Raw genomic sequence first — 18903 nt, 5'->3', positions numbered from 1 at the left:
GGGTGCAGACGAGGATGCCCGCGAGGCGGAGTGCGGCCTGTTAGGCGACGGAAGGCGTCTCCCTCTGACACCGTCGATGGCCGGCATGTTGTTGCACGTTGATCGAATGGCCGATGAACCCCACCACGCATGAGCTCGTCGACAACCAGATCCCCGCCGAGCAGTGGGACGCCTGCAGGAAGGGCAAAACACCCGGGCCGCCCTGATGTGCCTGTGGGATCGTTGAGCCGGGGAGGGAGCGTGATGATGAGAGTTGCCGCGTTATGCGGCCTTGTTCCCGCTGTCCTCCTGACCGCGGGGTGCGAGAGCACACACAGCGCCGAGGCGGAGCCGTCGCCGAGCTACAGCGGCCCCGCCTGGGACGCCTATCGTGAGGGCTGGGGATTCGGGAAGCAGCGCCATGATGACGCCGTGGTGCCGCCCGACGTGGCGCGGAATGTTGAGTCAGGGGATCTCGGAGACGCTGCCGACGCCGATATGGAAAACGCCGAATGGTGATGCGAACGGAACCTCCCGAGTGAGCTGGAGACGGAGGACCAGGACCAAGAGGACGCGTTGGTCGCCGGGTGCGTCGGCGGGGTCTTGCCGCTCGCGGACCACCCTGAGCTCTATGTCCAGTAAGGGATTATGGATCTTCAGGGAATAGGGGCGTTGGCTGCTGCTGCGGTCGCGGCTGTCGGTATCCCGGCCGCACTGGTCGTCGGCAGGTGGCAGATGCGCGCGGCGCTGCGGGCAGCGGAGCAAACGGCCCGTGCCGGCATGGCACAGGCAGAGGCCAGCTACAAGGCGGCACTCGATGCCGTCCGTGCCTCCGCGGACGAGACACACGCCCAGTGGCTCAGGGACACACGTCGACAGGCCTATTCCTCGTTCCTCCTCGCCTGCCACGAAGCGCTCACGGCTTCCCTCGCGCTGAGGGAAAACTGTGGCACACAAGAGCGATACGACCGGTATGAAGCACTGGAGGACGAGGTTCGGGCGGCATCAACGAAGGCTCACACCGCGGAGCTTGTTGTAAGGCTTGAAGGGCCGGATTCCGTATCGCTGCTCGCCACCCATTTGGTCGGCCTTCTGGACAGCATCATACGGGACGATAACTACATGGCTAACCTCGCCAAGGCCCGCCCCGATCTCGAACTGCTGGTAGAGGAGGAAGGAATGTCGAGCCCCTACGGTGATCTCCTCAACGCAGTGATCACTTACCAGTTTGAAGCGCGGAATGAACCGGCCCGTGGCGCGTATCACTGGGAAGAGGACGTGCCAGACGAGCTCGCCGCCGCGTGGAAAGCCGTTCAGCAAGCCAGATTCCGAATTCCATTTCCGCATAGAGATCTGGCTGAACTCGTCACCGCAGAGTCCCGGCACGCCTCCTGGGAAGCGCGCAACAGGAGAGACACTGCAGCCCGTGAGTGGGATGAAGCGCAACGCAATTACGTCGCGACCGTAAGGGAACTCCTTAGCGCACCCGCGAGTAGGTGAACAACTGCCTTGCCCAGACGCAGTATCTCGGCGAGGAATTCGTCGCCGTGGCTCCCCAGATGCCGGACAGCCTACGGGAGACCACCTGTCGGCCCGAGTCTCGCAGCGGCAGACGGGCGAACGGGGCTCGGCCGCGTGCCGTCCAGGATGAACCGCACCGACGGGTGGTCGCGGCGGCGCCCAAGCATGTCGCGGTGGAGTTCGCGGCAGTCGACGTCGACAGCCGTGTTCGTGTTCCGCGAAGCGGTCGCCGCTTGTTGGGAAGGGCCACGGCCGACCCCACAGGCCACGAGAGGGGCGGCCGTGGCTCGACCTGCACCGCCTCACCGAGGCTGCACGCCTCCCGTACTCTTCCCCGCACCCTCACGACACAGATCTCCTGAATGGCTGTCTAACACCAATGGGTCCCACACCGCACGCGATGGAGCGGAACCCGCGGCGCCCGGCTGTTTGCCAGCGTTCGTGATGGTCGTGGCGGCCTGTTCGACGCCGGGGTAGGGATGCGGGTGGGAACTGAGAGCGTGCGCTCGGTGGTCAACGGCGACTGGGTTCGGGGCAGTCTAGGACGACGTCTTCTAGCTACTGCCCCCGCATCCCACAGTCTTCTTTATGGGGTACTTTGCGGGTTGACCGCCCAGCGTATTGGATTCGTACGGACTCTTACTGAGCACGCCCACTTCGCTACGGCGCCACTTCTGGCCAGCACTGTCGACGAACGTCATCTTGATGCCAACGATGAAATCACCGTTCCCGTAAGGAACCTCGACCCTGGAACAGGGCGGAACCTGGCCCACAAATTTGTCGACGTATTTTAGGTCCTTTGATGTCGAGTCGCCGGGCACTCTGATGTAAACATCGGTGGCTGGATCGAATGATCTGTTGGAAATCACTACGACCCATGTTTCAGGTCGTGCTCCATTTTTTGTCCTGTCCTCCACCCAATTCGTAACCAGCGCCGCTTGACTCTGCTCTTGCTCTCTGTCCTGCTCCTTGATTTCCTGCAGCTGGTACCACCCGAGTACGCCGGTAACCATAAGGCCAATAGCGGCCGCACCTGAAGAAACGTCAGTAGCCCAGTCCCGCTTGCGCCGTGCGCTGTCCTCCATCGCTCCCCCTCTAATTTGGAGGAGGAAATACCCGTGCTCGTACTGCGGAAACCCCTGTTGGCGAGCTGTGTCTAGATCCGTACAAACACTCAGCCCGTCTTCGCCCACGGTGGTCCTACTGCAGCTCTGGTCACGACGACTGCGCAGGGCTGTGTGCACACAAAGCCGACCGACTTGGCCCCACAACCTCAGGATGGGCTCCCGCTGACGATCGCAAATGGACGCCCCGCCCGTGTATTTGTAGATTGCAGCTCTCAGATAGCTGCGGATCAGTAGGATCTGACTCCTGACATCAACGGCCCCGGACAGGGGCGCGCACCAGCGACTCTGTCCGGCCGTAGGGTCAGTCGACGGCAACACCGTTGCAGCTTCGGATCGCACCCCTGGAGCGGTAGTCACTAAGCTCAGTCCCACCGCAAGCGTGCCAAGCGCACGCCGGATGAGAACAGGGAGCCCCGGACCGTTTCCGAGGCCCCCTGCTGCACTACACACGGTTGCCGCTCAGTTCCCGCAGGGGTGCCCAGGCGCGACCGGCCTCCGTCCGCGGCTGGTCGCTACGCGCAGCACGTCCCGCAGTGCGCTGGTCAACTGGGCGGCGAGAAGGTGCAACTCCTCCAGGTCCTCGATGTCGTCGTCGATTACCTGCCGTGCGTGCTCAAGCAGTTGGGACGCCATCCCAAGCTGGAACGCCTCGATGTGGTCCGCCAGGCGGGACACGTAGCCCCCATGGTCACCAGTGCTCAGATAGCACGGCTTGCCGTCCGGCCCCGCCCATGGGAGGAGCCTCAGTTCGTCCTGTGCCGTCATCCCTCTACTCGCCCCTCGGTGGCCTCGATGTTGGGCGCCGGCGTGCCGCTGGATGTCGAGTTCCTCGATGCGTCGCCTCCGGGCCGAGGCTGGTCAGATGCCGAGTGGCACAGGCAGCCGCAGGCCTCGTAGATCAAGGGGAGGTCGACCGGCGCCAAAACCGGAGTGGACTCCGCGCAGGCCTGGTGCGTGCCGATCTGGCAAGCAGCCGAGCGGTACGAGGTAGCTGAGATGTCGGGGCCGCGAGTCTGCCGCCGCGAGGACGTCACTGAACCCCCAGGGGATTCGACCAGACGTCGGTCGACAGGTAGGGAGCAATGACGACCGTCGGGCGCCGTCGGGTGCGGTCTTCTCGCGCCAGCACGTACGGACGGACGAGTTCACTGTCCTCGCCCCTGAGCAAGTGCCGATGGCTCGGCTCGTCGACGGCCTGCGCGAGGGCGACTGTCGGCTCGTCAGCGGATGCCGGGGACACCGGGTCGATCGGTGGCCGCGAGGGCCTTAAGGTGCGGCGGTGCCTGCCCTTGGGGGCATGTCGCGCTCTGGCGAGAGCAACGGCGCGACGGATACGGTTGAGCATGCTGGTCAGCTCCTATCGCTGATGGCTCGGTCCCCCGACATCGCCCGTCGCGGGGACCGCTTTGCGTACGACCGCCCAGAGGGTGCGGTCGTTCAGGCTGGTGGCGAGCAGCCCAAATCGATCGGCCTCGGCCACGGCTTCCAGGACCTCCCGCCATAAGTCGGCGGAGAGAGATTCCGGCACTGCCGCTTCGACCGACGTGTGCCGGTCGTGTTCCTCCACGCGCGCAGGAAGTCCGAGGTCGGACAGCCGGGCAGCGATGGCTGCCGCGCGAACTCCCGAAGCGGGCACAGGGCAGCCTCCGTCACCGACGATCACTTTGAGTAAAGCTAGTTAACTAGATTAGAGCTAGTGGACTAGATTTTCCATATGCCTGAGCAGCCGCCCTACCTCCGCATCGCCGACGAACTCCGGCGGCGGATCGCGGAACACGTATGGGAGCCCGGGGACCGCCTGCCCTCCCGCGCCCAGATCGGCCAGGAGTGCGGTGTGGGCGAGAACGTGGTCCGCCGCGCGCAGGAGTTGCTGATTTCCCAAGGTGTGCTTGAGGGACGCGCAGGTTCGGGCACGTACGTCGCCGAGCCCCGACAGCGGGTCCGGGTCGTCCGGTCATCAGCCCGGGAGCAGCCCAGCGGATCGCCCTTCCGGGCAGACATGAAGGCCCTGGGCAGACAAGGGGATTGGGAAAGCCGGACCGAGGCCAAGGTGCCGGCACCGGCAGACATCGCAGCGCGGCTCGGCCTCACCGAGGGCGACCTCTGCGTCCGGACCACGTACGAGTTCCTTGCCGACGGCAGGCCAGTGCAGCTGTCGACGAGTTGGGAGCCGTACGACCTCACCGCCGGAACACTCGTCGTCCTCCCCGAGGGAGGGCCGCACGCCGGGGCGGGAGTCGTGAACCGCATGGCCGCGATCGGCGTCACCGTCAGCCACGCCGTAGAGCAACCGGAACCGCGACAGGCGACCACCGAAGAGGCGTCACTGCTCGGTATCCAGAAGGCCGCTCTCGTGACGCACATCCGGCGGACGTACTACAGCGACGATGGGCGGCCCGTGGAGACGGCGGACATCGTGGTACCCGCCGCGCATTGCGAGATCGTCTACGAGATCCCGATCAACCGATAGCCAACAGTCGAGACCGAGCCGGAGTCACTGGAGTGCGCCGCATGCCCAACAAGGTCTCGGCCTGCCCCGAGTGCGGCCAGCCCATGACATCCAGCGGACTCGTGCTCTCCGAACGGGTGGACGACGGTCGGCGGGCGTGCCGCTCCCTGTGGAGGTGTACCGATCGGCATCTCTGGTGGGGCTGGGCAGACCGGCCAGACGAGCCCCTAGAGGCCTGCCCGGTGCCGAACCTCTTCCGCTGAGATCAAACGGCGCGAGACCGCGTGTCGAATGCGTGTCGACTTCACGGGCGAACGCCCTACGGGCCGAACAAGTACGCAGGTCAGCAGTGGTGTGTCACTCGATGCACCAAGCGCCTTCTAAGCGCTTGGCCGCAGGTTCGAGTCCTGCCGGGGGCGCAAGTCTCCGCCCTCCCATCGGGAGGGCGTTTTCGCGTCCGCGCTCCCGTTGCCGCTGAGACACCTTGTTACGGGTTGCCAGGCCCCCGGAATGCCGACCCAGGTGTCGTGGAAGAAGCCGTACGGCGCAGCGGTGGTCGGGTGACTGGGCAGGCTTCCCACGTCACCACCCGAGCGCGATCATGACCCCTGGAACCGAACCGTGGACCGAACCACGGACTGTGAAGGGGGCATGCCGTGCGGCTGCGCTGCGCTGTGCTGGACGATTTTCAGAAGGTGGCGACCGAGGTCGCCGACTGGTCGGTGATCTCGGACGACGTGGAGGTCGTGTCCTTCGACCGGCACATCGACGGCGAGGTGGCCCTGGCCGCCGCCCTGGCCGACGTCGACATCGTGGTGACCCTGCGCGAGCGCGTACCGTTCCCGGGGTCGCTGATCGCCCGGCTGCCCCGGCTGAAACTGCTCATCGCGTCCGGCATGCGCAACTCGGTCATCGACTACGCGGCCGCCGAGGCGCACGGTGTCACGGTGTGCGGCACGGCCAGCTCCTCCACCCCGCCCGTCGAACTGACCTGGGCGCTGCTGCTCGGCCTCGCCCGCGGCATCGTCGAGGAGAGCGGCGCCCTGCGCTCCGGCGGCCCCTGGCAGAGCACGGTCGGCGCCGACCTGCACGGCCGGCGCCTCGGGCTTCTCGGTCTGGGGAAGATCGGCAGCCGCGTCGCACAGATCGGCCTCGCCTTCGGCATGGAGGTCCACGCCTGGAGCCAGAACCTCACCCGCGAGCGCGCCGACGAGGTCGGCGTGGAACTCGCTCCCTCCCAGGCCGACTTGCTCGCGAACAGCGACTTCGTGTCGGTCCACCTCGCCCTGAGCGACCGCACCCGCGGCCTTCTCGGCCCCGCCGAACTCGCCCTCCTGAAGCCGACCGCCTATCTGGTCAACACCTCGCGTGCGGCGATCGTCGACCAGGACGCTCTGCTCGGCGCCCTGCGCTCGGGCCGTATCGCGGGCGCCGGCGTCGATGTCTTCGACGTCGAGCCCCTCCCGGCCGACCACCCGATGCGCACGGCCCCCCGCCTCCTCGCCACGCCGCACCTCGGCTACGTCTCCAGGGCCAACTACGCGACGTACTACGGCCAGGCGGTCGAGAACATCCGGGCCTTTCTGGATGGTTCGCCCGTACGGCTCCTGGCGCCCCGCTGAGGTGTGCGGCCTGGTGACCTCCTGCCCGGCGGTCACGGCCCCTGCGTCGGCGGCTGCAACCGGCCAGGGGTCCGCAAAGGTCCCGTCGTTCGCCCGGTGCGGCGAGAGCGGGGGTCCCCCTGCTCGAAGAGCTTCGGGAGGTGCCGGGCGTCGCAGGGCAGGCGAGGCGTGCGGACACCCCTTGGTCCGCGCGGTACGCGCCCCGGGCCTCGCCGTGCCCGTTCGCGTGCCGCGCGCAAGCAGCCGCACCTCTACACGGCTCGTACGGACTACGCGTACCGGTAGATCCGGCTTTGGTCCTCCAACTCGGCCGGTGTGACGTCCCACGGCGGCATCCTCTGGTGCCGCGCGACGACTCGGCCGCGTTGTGCGTCCCCTCGGGCGAGCGGCTTCGCGGGGAGATAGCGGGCGCCCGGGTGCCGCCGCTGCCAGCGGAACCAGAGAAGATCCACGAAGGCGTGGTGAAACCAGAAGACGGGGTCGTTGACGGATGCGCCGCCCGTCATGTGGCCGCCGACCCAACGGTGGACCCGGTTGTGGGTGCGCCACGAAGCGGGGCCCCGCCCGGGCCCCCACCCTTCCACCTTGTTGCGGAACCCTTTGGTCGATGCGGAGTTCCACGGTGCCGTGTCGTAGACGGGATCGTTGAGGACCCCCTCCAGGTCCTTGGCCGTGGGCAGCGTGATCGGGTCCCGGGGACGGCCCAGGTCCCGCATGAGGAACTCCGTGTCGGTGATCCCCACCTTGATCGTCCACTTGCCGTTGCGGTGGGCGAAGGGGCCGGACATCACCTGCCGGTCGGAACGCCGCCCGGTGCCGCCGAGCAGGTCATCGGTCCACGGTACGGCCGTCCGCCTGCGGTTGCGCGTCCAGTCCCAGTACGGCAGGGTCACCGACTCGTCCACGCGGCGCAGTGCGTTCTCCAGGTCCAGCAGGAACCTGCGGTGCCAGGGCAGGAAGGAAGGTGCCATGTGGGCTGCGCGCAGGCCGCCCTCACCGTCGGGGGCGTAGAACTCGATGTGGGTGCGCACGAACTCGTCGTACTCACCGCGTCGCTTGAGCTCCAGCAGCGCGTTGACGAGCCGGCGCCGTTCGGACCGGGTGAGCGTGCTGATGTCCTTACGCGTGTACACCATGGCGATGCTCCCCCTCGGCGTCCTTGTTCCCGTTCGCCGTACGGCTGTCCTTTGTGTGACTGCTCCGCTCTCCCGGCGTGCCCAGCCGTGCGCCGGGGCCGAGTTCGTCGACGGCAGCGCGCGCGGCGGCGAGCGGGGTCGCGTACGACTGGTAGTGGTCGACCATGCTCATCCAGCTGCCGTCCGCCCGGCGCATCAGATGCAACGGCCGCCCGTCCACGGTGACGTGCCACGCGCTCGGGCCGCCCTCCCCGGGCCGCCCGGCGTCGTACCTGACACCCGCGATGCGGCGCCCGCGGTATGTCTCGTCGAACCGTTCCCCGTCTCCGGCCGGTCCCGGCGCCTTCCCCTCCGATCTCGACGCCTTCGGGGTCGTTCCCGACGCCACCAGGATGGGGGCGAGAGCCACCGTGAACGCCGATGCGAACAGCCCCCACAGCACACGGCGTCGCGCCGTGGCCCTGGCATGGTGGACGGCGGGCGGCTTCGCCGGGTGCGCTGAGCCGGCAGCCGCGGGCGCGACCGTCGTGGGCGCCGCGGGGCGCGCTGGTTGTGACTGTGGTGGTTTGCCGGTTCGCAATGCCTGCCTCCTCCTCGCCTTGAAAAGGCGGTTCGCGTGACACACGCTCGACGGGCCGATCCCATGCGCGGTGGGATCGGCGCGGGAATCCCGCTCAGCCCTGCGCCTTCAGTCCCGGAGTCAGTCGAGCGCTCTCGTGGCCGAGGGCGTTCTCGGTTCCCTTGAGGGTGCTGGCCAGGAAACCCTTGTTCTCCGTATCGAGCGCTTCCGGCCGGTGGTTCCGCCAGCCACTGGTCGACATGCTTCCTGACCTCGGTCGCGTCTCCGGTGAGGCCGGCGGCCTTGAGCGGGAATCACTTCACCGCCTTCAACGAGCCCCGGATCGAGCGGAAACCCCCGCACTCAGAAAAATGCGGCGGCCCACACCGAAGGTCACCCGAATGAGGGGCATGTCTTTATCCGCCTTTCCCGTCCTCGCATTTGCGGGGGAAAGGCATGGTCCAGCCGTCAAAACACGTCGTACCGGCCCGCCGCACGGCAACTCCGGCTGGTGTTGCGCCACATGTCCGTCGACTGCGACGTCGTGACGCTCACCAACCCCGGCCCAGTCGCCGAGAGCCGTCCGCCCTGCCCCGTCTGGTCCGCCTGATCCTGACATGCGAACGGACCAGGGATGGGTCGGCCTGGGGACCGGGAAAGCACTCGGGTGCCGGACGCGGTACGTCCGGCACCCGGAGCAGAGCACTACCGACGGTACGCAGCCCTGCCTCGTCGGTACAGGACCACACCGCTCGTCAGCAGCAGCGCCGCGGCCCCCGATGCCGCGATGGCCTGCTTGTCGAGGCCGGTGTCGGGGAGGTGGGGCGGCTCCCCCGGGACGGGCGGCTTCGCCGGGGGCTCGGAGTGCCGAGGCGGCTCCTTGGTCGGCGGAGTCGTGGCAGGAGGCGACGATGTGGGTGGCTTCGTCACCGGCGGCTTCGTGGACGGCGTGTCGCCGTAGCCGCTGTCGTCGCCGTAGCCGCCGTCCTTGCCGTAGCCACTGTCGTCGCCGTAGCCGCCGTCCTTGCCGTAACCGCTGTCCTTGCCGTAACCGCTGTCCTTGCCGTAGCCGGTGTCCTTGCCGTAGCCACCGTCCTTGCCGTAGCCGGTGTCCTTGCCGTAGCCACCGTCCTTGCCGTAGCCACCGTCCTTGCCGTAGCCGGTGTCCTTGCCGTAGCCACCGTCCTTGCCGTAGCCGGTGTCATGACCCGAGTCGGCGTCCTCGCCGTAACCATCGTCATGACCCGAACTGGCGTCCTCATCACTGCCTGCATCCTCGCCGTAGCCACCGTCCTGACCGGAGCTGGTGACCTCACTGCCGGTGGCCTCACCGGATCCAGTGGCCTCACCACTGTCGGCGGCCTCACCACTGCCAGTGGCCTCATCGGAACCGGCGGCCTCACCACTGCCAGTGGCCTCACCGCTCTCGGCGGCCTCACCACTGCCGCTGGCCTCACCACTCTCGGCGGCCTCACCACTGCCGGCGGCCTCACCACTCTCGGCGGTGTCATCACTGCCAGTGGCCTCACCGGAGCCGGCGGCCTCACCACTGTCGGCGGCCTCACCACTGCCAGTGGCCTCACCGGAGCCGACGGCCTCAGCACTGCCGGCATCTTCGCCATAGCCACCGTCGGCCTCGGCCTCGTCGCCGTACCCGCTGTCACTACTGGGGGCACTACTGGGAGCGCTGCTGGGGGCACTGTCGCCGTACCCACTGTCACTGACGGAACCGGGCACATCGACATCGACGCGGTCGGTGTTGTTGTCGAGGCCACCGGGCCCGCGGTCCTCGCTCTGGGCAGCGACGTGCGGAATGGCTGACGATCCGCGCGGGTTCGGGCCGCTGGTGAAGGAGCTCCCGACGGGCGGGGCGGTCGCGGCACTCATGTCGCTGGACTTGTCAGAGGCGCTGACGGACATGTCGGCGTGCGAGTCCGCGAACGCCGTGATGCCGTACAGGGGCAGGATGCTCGTCGCGGCGGCAGCCACGACCATTCCCCTACTCAGGTTCTTTCGCAATCTAGTCGTCTTCCTGTTCGAAGAAAAGGGGAAACCACAGGCCGGAATCGCGCGGGATTGCGTGCATCAGATCACACGCATCGCGTCAGCGATTCCTTCTCTTCTTGCGGCTGCGACCTGGGACGGCTTCTCGCCTCCCGTAGTTCCGCCTCCGCTGGATCTTCCGGCTGGTCCAGTAATGAGAACCGGTGAAGTGCCAGTATCGACAGTCCGAGCACCGGTAGATGCGGTCGGGGATTTTCTCCAACAATGGCTGCTTGATCAGCCAGAGCCTCGCCTCGGATTCGGTACGGAACGACGCTTTCCCGGTTTCCGGACAACGCGGCAGGATAATCGTATCAGTCATATTCCCTCCGAGGCGCGATGCTACTCGCATCTCTCTGGGTGTAACTGATACTGCATCGGCAGGAAACCCTCCATCAAGTAGGTGACACTCTTATGGGCGAGCAGTCATTGAATTTAATCCGAACGGCCCTGTACGGCGACTGATATGAATTTCACTGATCGGACGATGCTCGGGACGGCTTCACCATCTGCGCCACCCAGCGGGCATGCGTTCGAACACGTTGGCCGAGCCCACCGGCCACGGAAAAGAAAGAGCGGCCATCGGATTGGATGGCCGCAGCCGACATGGCGCCGGCTCATCAGCGACTGTCATATCGCCGGTGACATGACGTCACGTTGATCAATAGCTGTGAAACGGAAAGCGTCTCTCTCTCGGCGGATCGGGATGCCACTTCATCCGCCCGTAGAGAAAGACGCTTTCAGTCGGGCCCCGATCCCGAAGGGACCCACGGCAAAGGCTCTGACCGCGCCGATCTGTAGTCGAACGATCAAAGCCAGGGCCCAGAAGGACTCAGGCCGTTCAGACCGCGGGGAGCGTGACCGTGACCGTGGCCGTGGCCGTGTTGGTGTTGGTGTTGGTGTTGCTGTTGGAGTTGTTGTTCTCGTTGACGATGATGATGTCGTCAACGCTGTCGTCGTTGTCCCCGTCCCAGCAGGAGGCGCTGGCAGCCGAGGCGGAACCCGCGAGGAGGGCCACCGCGGCGAGGGCCGACGCAGCACCCAGCTTCATGCTCTTGCGCATTTGAATCTCCATTCTGATTCTTCCCCACTGGAAGAACGGAACCGATACTGCCGCGACACGGAAGGTCACACAACTTGGAATCACCCAAGGGCAGGAAGTTCATCCATATGGCCCTGTACTACAGGAGATGGTGATTACCGAGTGCGCAGACCACATCTAGTCGGCCGCCCAAGGAGCAATGACCGACGAGCCAGAGAGGTAAACCGATCAGCAGCGGGCCGGTGGGAAGGTCCAACGCCTGACAGCCGGGCCGCGCGCAACCTCGCCCCCAGTGGGCGAGGTCACGATCCTGTTGCTCCGACTCAGAACCTGCACCTGCCCTCCTGGGTATCAAAAGGGCCGACCGCCATAGGCGGTCGGCCCTAGATTCTAGGCACCTGATATTCTTAGGTGCCTTCGGGAAGATGTGATCGGGCGTGCAGACCCTGCAACACTCGTGCGCTGCCCAGCCATGAATCACCGGAGTTATGGCACGGCACAACCCGGCTTCAGAGAGCTCAGCCCACCCCGTCACTACCCCGGAAACCGCCGAGCAGCGAAATGCGCGGCTCGATGCCGCGCATTCGCCGTAGTTCGCGCCGCTCGAGTGGAGCGCCTCCCCCCGGCGGATGAGGTTGTCCCCTCATCCGCCCGCCAGGGAAAGACGCTTCCAGTCGGATCACGATCCCTAAGAGAATCGGGTGACCGCCGGACTGGAATCGAACGATCGCAAGCCGGCCCCCTAGGGCTCAGCCCCTATCAGAGGCCGATGACGCCCAGGAGGGTGGGCGCGACGGCCTGCTGGGGAGCGGCGGCCGCCGGGGCCGCAGCCGCACCCGCGTCAGCCCCGTCCTCGGGGGCCTCCAGGGTGACGACAGCGCTGGCAGTGGCGTCGTTGTCGTTGGTGTTCGTGTTGTCATTGTCGTTGTTGTTCTCGTTGACAATGACGATGCCCGACTCGTCGCTCACCGGCACGTCCTCGACGGCGCTGGCAGCAGAGGCGGAACCCGCGAGGAGGGCCACCGCCGCGAGGGTCCCCGCAGCACCCCGCTTCATGGTCTTGCGCATTTGATATCTCCGTTCTGTCTCTTCCCGGTTGGAAGAACGAGACAGATATTGCCTCAACGCGGAACCGGGCACCACTTGGAATGCCTGTGACTCCGGAACTTCATCCACATGGCCCTCTGGGGGCAGCTAATATGAAGTGCGAGATCCCCAGGTCATGCCTTATCCATGGCCCGACGGAGTAACGACACACCGACTGCGCAACAGAGTTGGATCACCGTTTCATTTCGAACCACCGACCGAATGCACGCTCGATGGGGAGGCCTTCGGCCCTGTTCCCGGCATCGGCCCGAGGTGCCTCGAGTTGCAACCGAATCGCCGTCGGTGAGGGCGGGTGTCCGTGGTGCTCCGACAAGGCCAAATCCCCCCGTCAGCAAGGCAGTCAGTTCCGGCTGAGTGGAGGAGGTTCGTTCTCAACTCGTCGGCCTGGGCCTGGAGGTGCCGGATGCGCTGGGCAGTAGAACGCAGAGCGCGGGTAGTCATGCGGTGTTCGCCCGACGGCGGCGGGGTGGCGGAGGCCGGCACAGCGCGTGATCCGCTGTGGTCGGCTCAGGCGGCGCAGTTCGGCACGGAGGTCATTCCGGCGCGGGCAACAGCACGCGCAGCGCCTCGCGTTGCCCACGGCTTCAGGGCTGGATGACCTGCTCGGTGGCCAGGGCCTCACCAGCCGCGCAGAGTTGGCTCGAGCACGTCCGTCTTGCGTCTCCGTGGACCGGCAGGCGCTTTGGGCGGCAGACTTCGACGACGCGTCCACCAGCTCCCTCAAGGAGACGGCGGGAGCAGCGCTGTAGCTGTCGATTCCTTCGGGTGCCCAGCCACGGTTCTTCGCGGCCTGCACGAGGGCCACTGGAGATCTTCGAGGACTCGGGTCATGTGGGGCCGCGATGGCTTGCCTGGGCTGCGCTGTGCGGCGGGATGAGGTATCCCGACGGTGGTGGCCCTGCGGTGCCCGCTGCAAGCTCGGTGTGAGTGAACCGCGTCTGACAGGAACGGCGTTGGCTGTCAGCCCGTCCGTCGTGGCGGGCGGGCGGTGCTGGATTTTGGCGAGGATCGCCGACGTCGTGCGCCACCGGTTCGGCGTCGAGTGCGTCATGGGCCGGGCTGGATCTGGTGCTGCACCGCATCGGCTGGCGCGTGCAGGCCCCGTCCCGCAGGGCCACCGGGCGCGACGAGGAGAAGATCGCCACCGGAAGGACGAACAGTGGCCTGCACCAAGCGAGTGCTGGAGTTCGCGCTGGACGGCAAGAGCACCGGCCATGCCGGCTGGGAGAAGCACGATCCGACCGGGAGAACGGGCCGCTCCACGGTGCCTCTCAGCGTTTGTGGACGCGTCGCCAACGAAACCGCAACCGCCTGCCCGGGACGGGAGGAGGAGGGGCCGGTCGAGAGGGGGCCGCCGGACGTGTACGAGAGGTCGTGTACTGCAGGGAAGACGGTGCCGTGTTGTCACACTCGTGCTCTTCGGGCCCAGAGCCCTACTCACACAGCACGTCGCCAAGTCCACAGGGTGCTGAGCGAACCCTGACCGCGACGACACCGGGCATCCATCTGCTCGCGGGCCATGTGCGAGGTCTTGAGCTCAACTGCAGGGCGGGGCCGGGGCGCCGCAGACGCTGCGGCCACTGCAGGAGGGGTGACTTCGGCGGTGATGGCCTCGTGGCACGCGCGGAGTTCGACTCCGCTTCCAGATCCGTACCGATGCCGGTGCATGACCGACGATGTGCCGGCGGTGGCCGCCGTCCACCCGGACCCTGCGGATCACGGAATGGGCGGCGACCGTATCCATCAGACTGCTGCCGGCGAGGGAGTGCCGTCAGCAGTCGCCGATCTGGGTGCTCGCACCGTCGGTCTCCAGCGTGGCGCAGACCCCGGTCGTTCTGGGCAAGGTGGCGGTGAAGGTCCCTTCGACACCGGCCTTAACGGTCTTCTGGGCGCTCAGACGCATACTGCCGTCGCCATCGGTGATGTGCACACTCACGGTCCGCTCCTGGTCACAGGTGACGCCGACGCTGACCGCGGTGGTCAGCTTGCTGCTGACCGTGCTGAGGTTGACGCCGCAGGGGAAGTCCTGCTGGGCAGCGGCCTGCGCGGGCGCGGCGGCGACGATCGGTGCGGAAGCCAGCAACACGGTGGCAGCCGAACGGAGCATGCGATGAGGCATTGGTTCTCCAGGGTGTCAATCGTGCCGACCGCCCTTGGACGGCCGGCCTTTCCATCACGGCGCCCAAATTTCCCTTAAGCGCCATTCGGGGTAGATGTGACCATGGTTCGCACGATGCCCGCAACACGGCGCGCTTCCATCTGAGGACCCCATCCGCCAGTCGGGTGGACCGCGGTTCGCGCCCCCGCGTCCGCCTGTGCGGAAGCGTCAACTTCCGTACACTGCGTCGGTCTCGGCCACCTACGCCGCCGCCGTCACCTCGTGGAGGGGACAGCGGGCAGGACGGCCTGCGCCTGATGCGTGTCGTCTGCATACGCGCGCAGAATTCACCAGTACGTGGACTTTGGTGCGCATTCAGGGTGAAAAGTGATGATAGGGCAGTTCCGTGATGAACCGTCTGGTCATCATATGATCAGCAGCTTTAGCGAGCGGCGTCACAGGTCCCCGAGGAAGGTTCTTCAGGATGCGAGAGAAGTTCACCGCCCGTCGGCGGATCGTCGCAGCGATCGTCGCGACGGCCGCGACCGCCGCGATCGGGTGCGGTAACGCCCTGCCCGCCCAAGCCGGTCCGGCCACCGCAAGGATTCTGGACGAGGATTCCGCCGACTCCATCGACGGCAGCTACATCGTCGTTCTCAAGGAGTCCGCCGGGTTCAAGGCGAGATCGGCGGAAGGAGAATTCTTCGCATCCAAGTACGGCGCCACGGTGGAGCAGACCTACGACGCCGCGCTCAATGGCTACGCGATCCGTATCGGCGCCGCCGGAGCGAGGAGTCTGGCGGAGGACCCGGCCGTCGAGTTCGTCGAGCAGGACAAGAAGGTCCACCTCGACGCAACCCAGTTCAACCCGCCGTGGAACCTGGACCGGATCGACCAGGCCCGCCCTCAGCGCAGCCTGACGTACACCTATCCGGATACGGCGGGCGGCTCCGCGACCGTGTACGTGATCGACACCGGAGTGCGCATCACTCACACGGAGATCGCCGGGCGCGCCAGACACGGCTATGACTTTGTCGACCGTGATGCCAACGCCTCCGACGGCAACGGTCACGGAACGCACGTCGCCACCACGGTCGCCGGCAAGACGTACGGCGTGGCGAAACGCACCAGGATCGTGTCGGTTCGGGTGCTGAACAACAGCGGGGCCGGCACCCTCGCCAACGTCGTCGCGGGCGTCGACTGGGTCACCTCGCGCCGCGTCGGGCCCGCGGTCGCCAACATGTCGCTGGGCGCCGGCGCCAGCACGGCGCTGGACACCGCGGTGAGGAACTCCATCGCCTCCGGTGTCACCTATGCGGTGGCCGCCGGCAACTCCAACGCGAATGCCGCCTACTACTCACCCGCCCGCGTGAGCTCTGCCCTCACCGTGGGAGCCAGCACCTGGATTGACGAAAGGTCCAGTTTCTCCAACTACGGTTTCATGCTCGACATGTTCGCCCCCGGCTCGTCGATCACCGCCGGCTGGCACACCAGCGACACCGCGTCGGCCACGCTCTCCGGCACCTCGATGGCGGCCCCCCATGTCGCGGGAGCCGCGGCCGTCTACCTCACCTCGCACCCCACCGCCAGTCCGGCGACCGTGCGCGGCGCACTCGTCAACGGGGCCACGACCGGAGCCCTGAGCAACGTCGGAACCGGCTCACCCAACAGGCTCCTCAGACTCGTACCCTGACGAGCTTGTGCACGGTTGGCGGTGAGGCGTCGAGCTGGGGGGGCGCGTTCACCCTGGCGGGCGTGGGTGATGTCCGCGCAGCTTCCAGACCGGGTCTGTCCTTGCGAACACGGCCGTTCAGCGAACCGCCCGGGGCAGGGGACTTTGGAGTCGCGCTCCATCGAAGACGTGCTGTCCCCGGGCCCTGTCGCCCCCACTGCGCGGCGTCGGTGGCGGCGACCAGACCCGTGATTGTCATCTGGACCGGCCACCACCGCGAAGACGGGCTCCAACGGTCCGTGCTCCGCACACCGGACACCGCCGCCGCGTGGCGGCCCGGGCCGCGAGGGTGCCCAGGGCCTGCTGGAGAGCCGCTTCCACGGCTGTGGGAACAAACAGCGTTCCCACACCGTCGGGCGGAACCAGCCAGCGGAGACGCCCTAAGGCCCGGTGCGGCGCGGGTACCGTGACCCATGCGCCATGGCCCAGATATCGGACATCCGTGCCGACCCAGCGGCCTGCGGGATCCGGTGGCAGGAAGAAGCCCACTCTGCGGGCGACTGCGTCCGCCAGTACGGGGCCGGGCGCCTGCGGAATGCGTAAGAGGGCATCCAGGGCCAGTGCACCCAATTCCTCCGGCACACTCAGCACATCCCAGAACCGTCCGCAGGGCAGCACTGCGACGCCGCTTTCTTCGTGCCACTGCCGTTCGCAGTCAAGCGGATCGGTCTCGGCGGCGGCGAGCCACTCCGTGGCCTGCCTCCTGATGGTTCGCATGAGGTCCCTCCGGATCCATTGGAAACGGCGTTTCCCCCCGTGCCATCCAGGCTGGTCAGGCCCGGCCCGTTCATGATGATGGATTTCTCAATTGCGCGGAAGGGGTGGCGCACCCTGGCGAATTTCCTCTGAAGTGCTCGATATCGAACTCTGCATTCCCCTGGGTTCTGAAAATCGCCCAACAATATGAACGTTCATTCTCGGTCGGTGCGCTTCAGACGCGACGCCGTGTCGATCGCCTCCGCGAGGCGGTGTATCTCCGTGTCCTGCGTGCGGTCCGCCAAGTCGTCGGCGCGCTCGGCGAGTTCTCCGAGCCGCGGGGCGCCCGGCAGCAAGGGGTCGTCGTGGCGCAGGGCGTCGGCGAAGTAGGCGGCCGTCGCGGTGACCTGGAAGGAGCGGTTCGCGCTGCGGACGGAGTCGTCGAGGGCGCCCGTCTCCAGGTCGCCGGTCTCCTCGTGCGGGTCGCGGGTGCCGGGGTCGAGCCAGCGGACGGTGGCGGTGGCGAGGTGGCCTTCGGCGCCGGGCTCGGTGCGGACGGCGTACAGGGCGGTGACGGTGTGGCCGGGGCCGACCTCGCCGCCGTCGACGCGGTCGTCGCGGAAGTCCTCGTCGGCGACCCGGCGGTTGTCGTAGCCGACCAGGCGGAACTCCTCGACGGTCTCCGGGTCGAAGGCGACCTGGGCCTTGGCGTCGCGGGCGGTGAGGTCGATGTTGCGCGGGAGTTCCTCGCAGAAGACCTTGCGGGCCTCGGCGGTGCCGGACACGTACACGGTGTGGCCGTCGCCCTTGTCGGCGAGGCGTTCCATCAGGGCGTCGCCGTAGTCGCTGCCGACGCCGACGCCGAAGAGGGTGATGCCGTGCTCGCGGCGTTCGCCGGAGATCCGCTCCAGGATCGTGTCGGCGTCGGTGTCGCCGGTGTTGGCGAGGGCGTCGGAGACGAGGACGACCCGGTTGGTCGCGCCCTCGCGCAGTCCCTCGACGGCCGTCTCGTAGCCGGTCTCGACGCCCGCGCCGAGGTTGGTGGAGTCGCGGGTGTGCAGCTCGGAGATGACGTCGTGGATCTCGTCGCGGTTGCCGTCGAGGCGGGTCATGGGCAGGACGGTCTCGGCCTCGTCGCTGAAGGTGACGATGGCGACCGAGTCGTCGTCGCGCAGCCGGTCCGTCATCACCGAGAGGGACTCCTGGGCGAGGTCCAGGCGGCCCGGTTCGGCCATGGAACCCGAGACGTCGATGACGAAGGTGAGGGCGGCGGGCGGGCGTTCGCCGGTGCGTTCGGTGGTGCGGGTGGCCAGGCCCACGCGGACCAGGGACCAGTCCTCGTCGGCGGTGCGGGCGCCGTCGACGGTGACCGAGAAGCCGTCGCCGTCGGGGCGTTCGTAGTCCTGGCGGAAGCTGTTGACGAACTCCTCGGGGCGGACCGTCGACGGGTCGGGGAGCCGGCCGTCGGCCAGGGTGCGGCGGGCGTAGTCGTAGGAGGCGGTGTCTACGTCGAGGGCGAAGGTGGAGAGGTGGTCGGGATCTTCGCGGCGGTCGTCGTCCTGCTCGCTGGTGCCCTGGCTCCAGGCGGGCGCGGGCAGACCCGAGGTGTCGCGGTCGGCGGCCTTGCTGCCCTCGCCGCTGTCGCCTCCCCCGCTGCACGCGGTGAGCAGCAGCCCGCCCGCCGCTGTGAGCGCCAGCAGCAGTTTGCGTGTCCGGTACCGCTCGTACGGCTTCATCGTCCGTGCCCCCTGGCTCCGTTGGCGTCGGCTTTCTTGCGACTGTGACGGCGCGG

The 18903-nt window shown here is 67.2% G+C and carries 15 protein-coding genes and 1 pseudogene; 5 read left to right on the top strand and 11 right to left on the bottom strand.

The annotated features are described in order from the left end of the window. Positions 1-627: 627 nt before the first annotated feature. Entirely contained in the window at positions 628-1479 is an 852-nt protein-coding gene (locus ACIBL4_RS11300; protein ID WP_399408693.1) for a hypothetical protein, read from the top strand. A 575-nt stretch (positions 1480-2054) separates the two neighbouring features. Here the strand turns inward: ACIBL4_RS11300 and ACIBL4_RS11295 are convergent. The 3 genes from ACIBL4_RS11295 to ACIBL4_RS11285 form a co-directional block, all read right to left on the bottom strand. Beyond that, complete coding sequence (locus ACIBL4_RS11295; protein WP_399408691.1) at positions 2055-2585, bottom strand: hypothetical protein; 531 nt, start codon at positions 2583-2585, stop codon at positions 2055-2057. Between the two features lie 501 nt (positions 2586-3086). Further along, positions 3087-3392, bottom strand: coding sequence for a hypothetical protein (locus tag ACIBL4_RS11290; protein WP_399408689.1), 306 nt, complete (start codon positions 3390-3392; stop codon positions 3087-3089). Between the two features lie 592 nt (positions 3393-3984). Beyond that, positions 3985-4263, bottom strand: coding sequence for a hypothetical protein (locus ACIBL4_RS11285; RefSeq protein WP_030901140.1), 279 nt, complete (start codon positions 4261-4263; stop codon positions 3985-3987). Between the two features lie 78 nt (positions 4264-4341). On the opposite strand from ACIBL4_RS11285, the gene ACIBL4_RS11280 reads away from it, so the two are divergent. Both ACIBL4_RS11280 and ACIBL4_RS11275 read left to right on the top strand, forming a co-directional pair. After that, on the top strand, positions 4342-5097 hold the full coding sequence (locus tag ACIBL4_RS11280; RefSeq protein WP_399408687.1) for a GntR family transcriptional regulator: 756 nt from the start codon (positions 4342-4344) through the stop codon (positions 5095-5097). Positions 5098-5732: 635 nt separating this feature from the next. After that, positions 5733-6698 carry a D-2-hydroxyacid dehydrogenase family protein gene (locus tag ACIBL4_RS11275; protein WP_399408685.1) on the top strand — a complete coding sequence of 322 codons (966 nt, stop codon included), beginning with the start codon at positions 5733-5735 and terminating at the stop codon, positions 6696-6698. A 269-nt stretch (positions 6699-6967) separates the two neighbouring features. On the opposite strand, the gene ACIBL4_RS11270 is transcribed toward ACIBL4_RS11275, so the two are convergent. The 3 genes from ACIBL4_RS11270 to ACIBL4_RS11260 form a co-directional block, all read right to left on the bottom strand. Beyond that, entirely contained in the window at positions 6968-7834 is an 867-nt protein-coding gene (locus ACIBL4_RS11270) for a tyrosinase family protein (RefSeq protein ID WP_399408683.1), read from the bottom strand. Beyond that, positions 7818-8276, bottom strand: coding sequence for a tyrosinase family oxidase copper chaperone (locus ACIBL4_RS11265; RefSeq protein ID WP_399408681.1), 459 nt, complete (start codon positions 8274-8276; stop codon positions 7818-7820). Before ACIBL4_RS11265 ends, ACIBL4_RS11270 begins: the two co-directional genes overlap by 17 nt. A gap of 232 nt (positions 8277-8508) precedes the next feature. After that, a complete protein-coding gene (locus ACIBL4_RS11260) occupies positions 8509-8655 on the bottom strand; it encodes a hypothetical protein (RefSeq protein WP_399408679.1) in 147 nt (48 codons plus the stop codon). 177 nt (positions 8656-8832) lie between these two features. Between ACIBL4_RS11260 and ACIBL4_RS11255 the strand changes: the two are divergent. Further along, positions 8833-8970, top strand: a pseudogene (locus ACIBL4_RS11255) (glycosyl transferase); the annotation flags it as partial. Between the two features lie 128 nt (positions 8971-9098). On the opposite strand, the gene ACIBL4_RS11250 reads toward ACIBL4_RS11255, so the two are convergent. From ACIBL4_RS11250 to ACIBL4_RS11235, 4 genes are all read right to left on the bottom strand, one after another. Continuing rightward, positions 9099-10382, bottom strand: a complete 1284-nt coding sequence (locus ACIBL4_RS11250; protein ID WP_399408677.1) for an LPXTG cell wall anchor domain-containing protein — start codon at positions 10380-10382, stop codon at positions 9099-9101. 895 nt (positions 10383-11277) lie between these two features. After that, positions 11278-11499: a hypothetical protein gene (locus ACIBL4_RS11245; protein ID WP_399408675.1), complete on the bottom strand. Its 222-nt coding sequence runs from the start codon at positions 11497-11499 to the stop codon at positions 11278-11280. A 738-nt stretch (positions 11500-12237) separates the two neighbouring features. After that, positions 12238-12546 carry a hypothetical protein gene (locus ACIBL4_RS11240; RefSeq protein ID WP_399408673.1) on the bottom strand — a complete coding sequence of 103 codons (309 nt, stop codon included), beginning with the start codon at positions 12544-12546 and terminating at the stop codon, positions 12238-12240. A 1810-nt stretch (positions 12547-14356) separates the two neighbouring features. Then, positions 14357-14692, bottom strand: coding sequence for a hypothetical protein (locus ACIBL4_RS11235; RefSeq protein WP_399408671.1), 336 nt, complete (start codon positions 14690-14692; stop codon positions 14357-14359). Between the two features lie 475 nt (positions 14693-15167). Between ACIBL4_RS11235 and ACIBL4_RS11230 the strand changes: the two genes are divergently transcribed. Further along, positions 15168-16376, top strand: coding sequence for a S8 family peptidase (locus ACIBL4_RS11230; protein ID WP_399408669.1), 1209 nt, complete (start codon positions 15168-15170; stop codon positions 16374-16376). 950 nt (positions 16377-17326) lie between these two features. On the opposite strand, the gene ACIBL4_RS11225 is transcribed toward ACIBL4_RS11230, so the two are convergent. Beyond that, the gene (locus ACIBL4_RS11225) at positions 17327-18847 is read right to left on the bottom strand and encodes a von Willebrand factor type A domain-containing protein (protein WP_399408667.1); all 1521 of its coding nucleotides are present in this window, start codon (positions 18845-18847) and stop codon (positions 17327-17329) included. Between the last annotated feature and the right edge of the window lie 56 nt (positions 18848-18903).

Source organism: Streptomyces sp. NPDC050416, assembly GCF_044458845.1.
GTDB lineage: Bacteria > Actinomycetota > Actinomycetes > Streptomycetales > Streptomycetaceae > Streptomyces.
The sequence above is the reverse complement of the archived record's forward strand: the minus strand, read 5'-3'. Positions and strand labels throughout refer to the sequence as shown.

Excerpts from the sequence above, each read along its gene's own strand:
- ACIBL4_RS11280 (WP_399408687.1), top strand. The coding sequence starts at position 4,342 with ATGCCTGAGCAGCCGCCCTACCTCCGCATCGCCGACGAACTCCGGCGG.
- ACIBL4_RS11230 (WP_399408669.1), top strand. The coding sequence starts at position 15,168 with ATGCGAGAGAAGTTCACCGCCCGTCGGCGGATCGTCGCAGCGATCGTC.
- ACIBL4_RS11245 (WP_399408675.1), bottom strand. The coding sequence starts at position 11,499 with ATGCGCAAGAGCATGAAGCTGGGTGCTGCGTCGGCCCTCGCCGCGGTG.
- ACIBL4_RS11235 (WP_399408671.1), bottom strand. The coding sequence starts at position 14,692 with ATGCTCCGTTCGGCTGCCACCGTGTTGCTGGCTTCCGCACCGATCGTC.
- ACIBL4_RS11260 (WP_399408679.1), bottom strand. The coding sequence starts at position 8,655 with ATGTCGACCAGTGGCTGGCGGAACCACCGGCCGGAAGCGCTCGATACG.
- ACIBL4_RS11240 (WP_399408673.1), bottom strand. The coding sequence starts at position 12,546 with ATGCGCAAGACCATGAAGCGGGGTGCTGCGGGGACCCTCGCGGCGGTG.
- ACIBL4_RS11225 (WP_399408667.1), bottom strand. The coding sequence starts at position 18,847 with ATGAAGCCGTACGAGCGGTACCGGACACGCAAACTGCTGCTGGCGCTC.
- ACIBL4_RS11290 (WP_399408689.1), bottom strand. The coding sequence starts at position 3,392 with ATGACGGCACAGGACGAACTGAGGCTCCTCCCATGGGCGGGGCCGGAC.
- ACIBL4_RS11300 (WP_399408693.1), top strand. The coding sequence starts at position 628 with ATGGATCTTCAGGGAATAGGGGCGTTGGCTGCTGCTGCGGTCGCGGCT.
- ACIBL4_RS11270 (WP_399408683.1), bottom strand. The coding sequence starts at position 7,834 with ATGGTGTACACGCGTAAGGACATCAGCACGCTCACCCGGTCCGAACGG.
- ACIBL4_RS11295 (WP_399408691.1), bottom strand. The coding sequence starts at position 2,585 with ATGGAGGACAGCGCACGGCGCAAGCGGGACTGGGCTACTGACGTTTCT.